The organism is Bradyrhizobium sp. MV1.5 (assembly GCF_055807615.1).
On sequence record NZ_JBVVPL010000035.1, the window covers coordinates 48,227 to 55,725 of the forward strand.

Annotated in this window: 9 protein-coding genes; 8 read left to right on the top strand and 1 reads right to left on the bottom strand. The window is 65.2% G+C overall.

All coding sequences use genetic code 11. From position 1 onward, the window contains the following. The first annotated feature begins 162 nt into the window (after positions 1-162). The 7 genes from AC0L2J_RS26850 (at position 163) to AC0L2J_RS26880 (ending at position 4,859) form a co-directional block, all read left to right on the top strand. Positions 163-1,107 (top strand): heme o synthase, encoded by a 945-nt coding sequence (locus AC0L2J_RS26850; protein WP_007605062.1) that lies wholly within the window; start codon positions 163-165, stop codon positions 1,105-1,107. Beyond that, on the top strand, positions 1,104-1,280 hold the full coding sequence (locus AC0L2J_RS26855; RefSeq protein WP_007599435.1) for a hypothetical protein: 177 nt from the start codon (positions 1,104-1,106) through the stop codon (positions 1,278-1,280). Before AC0L2J_RS26850 ends, AC0L2J_RS26855 begins: the two co-directional genes overlap by 4 nt. Before the next feature lie 5 nt (positions 1,281-1,285). Next, a complete protein-coding gene (locus tag AC0L2J_RS26860; protein WP_007605063.1) occupies positions 1,286-1,936 on the top strand; it encodes a cytochrome c oxidase assembly protein in 651 nt (216 codons plus the stop codon). 78 nt (positions 1,937-2,014) lie between these two features. After that, positions 2,015-2,911, top strand: coding sequence for a cytochrome c oxidase subunit 3 (locus AC0L2J_RS26865; RefSeq protein WP_007599437.1), 897 nt, complete (start codon positions 2,015-2,017; stop codon positions 2,909-2,911). 100 nt (positions 2,912-3,011) lie between these two features. After that, positions 3,012-3,413 carry a DUF983 domain-containing protein gene (locus tag AC0L2J_RS26870; protein WP_007605067.1) on the top strand — a complete coding sequence of 134 codons (402 nt, stop codon included), beginning with the start codon at positions 3,012-3,014 and terminating at the stop codon, positions 3,411-3,413. Next, positions 3,410-4,162: an SURF1 family protein gene (locus AC0L2J_RS26875; protein WP_007605069.1), complete on the top strand. Its 753-nt coding sequence runs from the start codon at positions 3,410-3,412 to the stop codon at positions 4,160-4,162. Before AC0L2J_RS26870 ends, AC0L2J_RS26875 begins: the two co-directional genes overlap by 4 nt. A 331-nt stretch (positions 4,163-4,493) precedes the next feature. Then, on the top strand, positions 4,494-4,859 hold the full coding sequence (locus AC0L2J_RS26880; protein ID WP_007605071.1) for a nuclear transport factor 2 family protein: 366 nt from the start codon (positions 4,494-4,496) through the stop codon (positions 4,857-4,859). 93 nt (positions 4,860-4,952) lie between these two features. Here the strand turns inward: AC0L2J_RS26880 and AC0L2J_RS26885 are convergent, their stop codons facing one another. Next, positions 4,953-6,293: a histidine kinase gene (locus AC0L2J_RS26885; RefSeq protein WP_035973549.1), complete on the bottom strand. Its 1,341-nt coding sequence runs from the start codon at positions 6,291-6,293 to the stop codon at positions 4,953-4,955. Positions 6,294-6,378: 85 nt separating this feature from the next. On the opposite strand from AC0L2J_RS26885, the gene AC0L2J_RS26890 reads away from it, so the two are divergent. After that, complete coding sequence (locus tag AC0L2J_RS26890) at positions 6,379-7,023, top strand: response regulator transcription factor (RefSeq protein WP_007605075.1); 645 nt, start codon at positions 6,379-6,381, stop codon at positions 7,021-7,023. Positions 7,024-7,499 lie beyond the last annotated feature (476 nt).

Genomic DNA, 7,499 nt, shown 5'->3' on the forward strand with positions numbered 1-7,499 from the left:
CCCCCCACCCCCCCGCCCCCCCCGGCCGCGCCCCCCCCGCCGCCCCCCCCCCCCCCCCCCCCCCCCCCCCCCCCCGCCCGCCCGCCCCCCGCCCCCCCCCCCCGCGCGCCCCCCCCCCCCCCCCCCCCCCCCCGCGGCTCGACAACGAAGCGAGTCAGTCTAGTGTCCGTCCTCGACCACAACGCCATCGACATCAATCCCCGCATCTCCGAAGCGGAGGTTGGCGATTACATCGCGCTTCTGAAGCCGCGGGTGATGTCGCTGGTGATCTTCACTGCGCTGGTCGGAATGGCGATGGCGCCCGGGCATTTCCACCCGGTGCTGGCCTTCACCTCGCTGCTTTGCATTGCGGTCGGCGCCGGCGCGTCCGGAGCGCTCAACATGGCGCTCGAAGGCGATATCGACGCCAAGATGTCGCGCACGGCGAACCGGCCGATTCCGCGCGGCCGCATCACCCGCCCCGAGGCGATGACCTTCGGCATGACGCTCGCCTTCTTCTCGGTGATGACGCTCGGCATCCTCGTCAACTGGATCGCGGGCGCGCTGCTCGCCTTCACCATCTTCTTCTACGTCGTGATCTACACGATCGGCCTGAAGCGCTGGACCGCGCAGAACATCGTGATCGGCGGTGCCGCCGGCGCGCTGCCGCCGGTGGTGGCCTGGGCCGCGGTCACGGGCACGGTCGACGTCGAGCCGCTGCTGCTGTTCGCCATCATCTTCTTCTGGACGCCGCCGCACTTCTGGGCGCTTGCGCTGTTCCGCTCCGACGATTACGCGCGCGCCGGCATTCCGATGCTGCCCAACGTCGCCGGCCCCGACGCGACGCGGCTTCAGATCCTGCTCTACACCATCGTGCTGATCGCGGTCGCGGCTGCGCCCTGGGCGCTCGGCTATTTCGACGCCATCTACGGCATCGTCTCGCTGATCCTCGGCGCCGGCATGCTCGCGTTCGCCATCAACGTCTATGTCCGCCGCGAGCGCAGCCAATCGCTGCGGGCGACCCGCAAGCTGTTTGCGTTCTCCATCCTTTATCTGTTCGCGCTGTTTGCGACCTTGCTGGCCGAGGTCGTGTTCCGGGCGCTTGCGCCGATGGTAGGGGGCGCATGATCGCAGGAATGGCCGACAAACCCGAGATAGATGGAATCGTCCTCACCGAGGCGCAGAAGAAGAGCCGTCGTCAGCGCTCGATCGCGATCGCACTCGCGCTCGGCGTGCTCGTGGTGCTGTTCTTCGCCGTGACCATGGTCAAGGGGCCGGCCGTGCTCGTCCGGCCGATGTAGGAAATATGGATCAGAAGCCCGCCATATCGCAGGATCAGAGCCGGACGGCCACTAGGGGGCGCAGGCCCGCCAAGGGGCTTGGCCGCGACGTGGTGGTCGCCTCGATCTGCGGCGGCGTGGTCGCGCTGATGGTCGGCGCCTCCTACGCGGCGGTGCCGTTCTACAACTGGTTCTGCCGCGCCACCGGCTTCAACGGCACGACTCAGGTCGCGACCTCGGCGCCGGCCAGTGGCCCGATCGCACGGAAGATCGCGGTGCGCTTCGATTCCAACGTCGCGCCCGGCCTGCCCTGGAAGTTCGAGCCCGAGCAGAGCGAGATCGAGGTCAATATCGGCCAGGTCGTGACCGTCTTCTACACGGTGACCAACCAGGCCGCGCGGACCACCGCAGGCCAGGCCGCCTACAATGTCGCGCCGCTGACGGTCGGATCCTATTTCCAGAAGATCAACTGCTTCTGCTTCACCGAGCAGACCATGGCGCCCGGCGAGAAGCGCGAGATGCCGGTCGTGTTCTACGTCGATCCGTCGATTGCCGACGACCACGAGAACGACGGTCTCAACACGATCACGCTGTCCTACACGTTCTATCCGGTGAAGGATCCGGTGGTGAAGCCGCTCGCGGCCAGCGAAAACGACAAACGCAAGGGAAATCTCTGATCTCCGGGCTCACGCGCCGGGGTTGGAAATAAGGGGATAAGTGCCTGACAGGCACGGGATTGAGGAGCGAGACCGCAAATGGCAACGGCGCACACCAAGCATCACGACTACCACCTGGTCGATCCCTCGCCATGGCCCGTCGTCGGCTCCATCTCCGCCTTCATCATGGCGGTCGGCGCGATCACCTGGATGCACCACATGTTCTCGGCTGCGCCGATCATCTTCGGTGTCGGCACCGTCGGTGTGCTCTACACCATGGCGAGCTGGTGGGGCGACGTGATCAGGGAAGCCCAGTACAAGGGTGACCACACCCGCGTCGTGCAGCTGCATCACCGCTACGGCATGATCCTGTTCATCGCCTCGGAGGTGATGTTCTTCGTTGCCTGGTTCTGGGCCTATTTCAACGCGGCGCTATTCCCGGCCGACGCCGTCCACGCCACCCGCGATGCGGTGTTCGGCTGTGGTCTCGGGACCGCGGCCGGCGCCTGCGCCGTGCCGGGCACCTGGCCGCCGCACGGCATCGAGACCTTCGATCCCTGGCATCTGCCGCTCCTGAACACGCTGATCCTGCTCACCTCCGGCACCACGGTGACCTGGGCCCACCATGCGCTGCTCGAGAACGATCGCCAGGGCCTGAAATACGGCCTGATCCTCACCGTCGTGCTCGGCGCGCTCTTCACCTGCGTGCAGGCCTATGAGTACAGCCACGCGGCATTCTCCTTCGGCGGCAACGTCTACGGCGCGACCTTCTTCATGGCGACCGGCTTCCACGGCTTCCATGTGCTGGTCGGCACCATCTTCCTGCTGGTGTGCCTGTTCCGCGCCTATGCCGGCCACTTCACGCCGACCCAGCATCTCGGCTTCGAGTTCGCCGCATGGTACTGGCACTTCGTCGACGTGGTCTGGCTGTTCCTGTTCCTCTGCATCTATGTCTGGGGACACGGCGCCGAGACCATGGCCCACGGCGCGCACTGAGCGGGCTGACTTCGGATCTAGAACGGGGCGGCCCGGGGGCCGCCCCTTTGCTTTTTTGCGCGCAGGGGTTTCGGCAGAAACTGTGATAGACCCTGTCATCATGAACAAAGCCGACGACACGTCCGAGTCGCAAGCCACCGTCCTGCAGAGCGCGCTGCGCGGGATTGCCTGCAAATGCCCGCGTTGCGGTCAGGGCAAGCTCTATGCGGGCTTCCTGACGCTTGCGCCGTCCTGCGAGCGTTGCGGCCTCGACTACGCCTTCATCGATTCCGGTGACGGTCCGGCGATCTTCATCATCATGCTGGCCGGCGCGATCGTGGTCGGCTGCGCGCTCGTCGTCGAGGTCAAGTACCAGCCGCCGTACTGGCTGCACGCGGTGCTGTGGCTGCCGCTGATCCTCGCGACCACCCTGCTGCCGTTGCGCGCGATGAAGTCGCTGCTGATCGCGCTGCAATTCCACCATAAGGCGGCGCCGGGCCGGCTGGTCGACCGCGCGAAATGAACGAGACCGTGCGCAAGCCCCGCGTGGCCGGCTTCGCGCTGTTCACGCTATTCCTGACCGCGGTCTGCATCGTGCTCGGTATCTGGCAATTGCAGCGCCGCCTCGCCAAGCACGAGCTGATCGCCGCCCTCACCGAGCGTCTCGCGGAGGCACCGATCGCTCTGCCGCCGCCGGCACGATGGCCCGCGCTAAGCCCCGCGCGTGATGAATTCCGCCGTGTCAGCTTTACCGCGACCTATGCGCCGTTACCCGATGCGATGGTCTATTCCCCCGGATCCGCCGTACGCAAGGATGCGTCAGGCCCCGGCACCTGGGCGTTCGTGCCGGCCCGGCTGCCGAGCGGCGAGACAGTGGTCATCGATGCGGGCTTCGTCGAAAACACCATGCAGGATCGCAGCGTCGAGGATCGCGCGGTCAAGAAGCTCGTCACGGGGCAGGCGGTCTCGTTCACCGGCTATCTGCGCTTCCCCGAGTCACCTGGCTGGCTGACCCCGGCGGCGAACCGCGACAAGCGGCTGTGGTTCGTGCGCGATCACGTGGCGATCGCGAGCACGCTGGGCTGGGGCGCGGTTGCGCCGTTCTATGTCGATCTCGAGCAGCCGGCACCCGAGAACGGCATTCCGCGGCCGGGACCGCTCGACGTGCATCTCAGGGACGATCACCTGCAATACGCCATCACCTGGTTCACGCTTGCAGGCGCCGTGCTCATCGCCTTCGCCGTATGGGCAAGAGGGCGGCGACGGGGTTGAACTGCGAGGTCTCGCAGGGAGCCCAAGGCTATCGGACGCCTGAGCGAGCGCCTCGTCCTTCGAGACGACCGCTTCGCGGCCTCCTCAGGATGAGGCTGACTGGCAGCTGTGCCTGTCGAAATTGCCGCCACATACTCCGTCCTCATCCTGAGGGCCCGCCGCAGGCGGGCGTCTCGAAGGATGGCCGCAGTCGAGCTTCCAGCCATATTTTTCTTCATATGCGACAGCCCTGCCAGGGAACCCGGTATCGCCCGGGGTTTACCATTCACTGGACATTCACGAGTGTGGTCCTAAGCCGCCATCGTTTTTCCGCGGCAGACAGGATTGCAGCGTGAGCGATTTCGACCAGATGGGAATTGTCATCGACTGGGTGGATGCCTGCAGGAAGGGCGACCTCGCGACGCTTCTCGACCTCTATGCGGACGACGCCCAGGTCGAATGCACGTGTAACGGCACGCAGCGCTATCGCGGCCGGAGCGAGCTCGAAGCCTATTGGCAGCCGCGGCTCAGCGCTTTCTCGTCGGCCGGTTTCGGGTTGGAGGAAATCCATCCTGCACCCCACGGCGTCGATCTCGAATATTCCGTCGCCGGTGCGCTGCGCATTCGCGCCTCATTTTGTTTTAGCCCCGACGGCAAGATCCGCACCACCTTGTGCGAGCCGGCGCGACAGAACGCGCAGCTTGGCTGCGCGTGCTAGAGTTTCGGTTCTGATTGAATCAGAACCGAACTCTAGATTCTGTTTTGACGCGTTTTCTTCACGCGAACCGGTATCCACTTCGTTCGAAGCGCTTCAATCGTTGACCGGCGCCTCGCGTGCCGGTGCGGCGGGAAGGCGGCAGCGCACATAGGTCCTGGCGTCCACGCGCAGCAGTGACAGCGATCCGCTGAGCGCGCGCACGCGCTCATGCATGCCGGTCAGGCCGCGGCCGAACACATTGCCTTCGGGAAAGCCGCCGCCGTCGTCGGAAATCTCGATGACGATCGTCTCGCCGGCGAAGGTCGCCTGCACATGGGCATTGCTGGCGCCGGCATGGCGCAGCACGTTGGTCAGCGCTTCCTGAATCACGCGATAGACGGTCTGGGCCAGCGGCCCGTCGATCGCGTTGAGATCCGGATCAATCGTGTCCGTCAGGTTGATGGACGGCGCCTGCTTGCGAAAATTCCGGAGCAGCGTCTGCACACTGGTCTCCAGACCCAATTCCTCGATGTAGAGCGGTCGCAACCGGTCCAGGATGCGGCGGTTGGTCTGCTGGAGCGCCTCGACCGATTGCAACACATCCTGCGCCGAACTGCCGGGATTTCCCGCCGGGGGCGAGGCGTCGGCCAATGCGATCGTGCCGGCGCGGATGCTGAACAGCAGCGGACCGAGTTCGTCGTGCAGTTCGCGCGCGAGATCGCGCCGCTCATCGTCCTGGAGCGACACCAGCCGATGCAGCAGGTCGCGATTGTCCCGGCTCAATTGCGCCAGCGTTTCGGCCAGCGCGTTGGCTTCCTCGCAGCTTTGCCGGATTTCCGGCGGTCCTCCGACCGGGATCGGCGTTGCGTAGTCGCCGCGCCGCATCCGCGTGAGGCCTACGCCGAGATCTTGCAGTGGGCGCAGGGCCGATCCCGCGAAAACATAGGCAATGGTGCCGGTGAGCACCATCAGCATGGCAAGGAGGATGGTCAACGCGAGAAAGCCGATCCACTTCTCGAACAGGTCGGCCGACAGGTCCGGCCGGAAGACGAGATCGCCGACACGCTTGTCGTCGATCGTCACCGGAGCTGCTGCCTCCATGTCCGGAACGGTGAGCAGGTCGACAAACCATTGCGGGACGCCATGCGGCTTGCGCGGGCCGTCCCTCGCTGAGGACGCGGGACCCATCTCCGCGGCACGGAATTGGATATCGGAGGAGGTGTCCAGAGAATGGACAAAGGCGTCGAGCGTCTGCCGCGGATTGTTCGAGGTGCGCAGGGTGTTGTTGAGCGCGGCGGCAACGGTCTGGATCGAACGCCGCCCCGGCTCGTTCTCGTCCGCCAATTGGTCGGTCGCGAAGATCTGGAGCAGCACGCCGCTCATGATCAGCGCGGCGAGGAAGCTCATCCCGAGCGGCAGAAACAGTTGGGTCCTGAACGAGAAGCGGCGCCACATTAGGTCAATTCTAACGCGCATCGGTCGGATTTGCTCTTTCCATTTGTTCCCGTCGGTTTATGAGTCGAAAAACTAGAGAGTTACAATGCAAGATACTGCCAAGCCGGCGACCCGCGTCCTGATTGTCGACGACCATCCCGTGGTGCTGTCCGGTTGCCGCACCCTGTTCGCCTCCGACCATTCGATCCGGATCGACGAGGCGACCGACGCCAAATCCGGGCATCGCGCCTATGTCAGCAAGCGGCCCGACGTCACCGTGATTGACATCAGCCTGCCCGACGTCTCCGGCTTTGAATTGATGCGACGCATTCGCAAGGACGATCCCGACGCCAAGATCATCATGTTCAGCATGAACGACGATCCGGCCTTCGTGGTGCGGGCGGTCGAGCTGGGGGCGCAGGGCTACGTCTCCAAGGGCGACGATCCCCGGATCCTGCTCAAGGCGGTGCGCAAGGTGGTTGCGGGTGACAATTTCATTTCACCGCAGCTCGCGGAAGCCGTGACGTTTTCCGGCGCGGCGATCAAGGCCAATCCTGCCTCGCTGATGACGCCGCGAGAGCTCGAGATTCTTCGTCTGCTGGGGCGAGGCGACAAGATCGTCGAGGTCGCCGAGGCGCTCGGCATCTCCTACAAGACCGTCGCCAACACCACCTCCCTGCTCAAGCAGAAGCTCGGTGCCAAGAACCATTCCGACCTGATCCGGATCGCGGTGGAAATCGGGATGAACTGACGCCCGGGGGGCCGAACCGGCTGCTCCAGGATGCTGCCGGTTCGGCGGGCGGACCGGTCTCGGCGCACAGCCGGGCAATGCGTGGATAGCGCCGACACCATCCGCCGACACAATGGGCCCAGCCGTCGTTCGTTCCCGAACTCTCCGGCGGGAAATAACAGCAATGCGTGACGCATGGCCGCTGGTGAGCACTTGCTTGCGCCGAAACGCATCGGGAAAAACAGGAACATTTTCTCGCGCATCCCGTTTTGACCCTTGACGATTTCATGACAGGCGACGAAAGCTTGTGCGAACAGTTTTAGCGGGTCGGTGACCCCAAGAGGCTAAACCGGTCTGCACACAACGACAGACCTTCCAAGAGAGGGGGGGGGGGGGGGGGGCGGCCCGGGGGGGGGGGGGGCCCCGGCGGGGGGGGGGGGGGGGGTTTGTGTGGGGGGGGGGGGGGGGGGGGTGTGGGGGGGCGGAAACACAAAAAT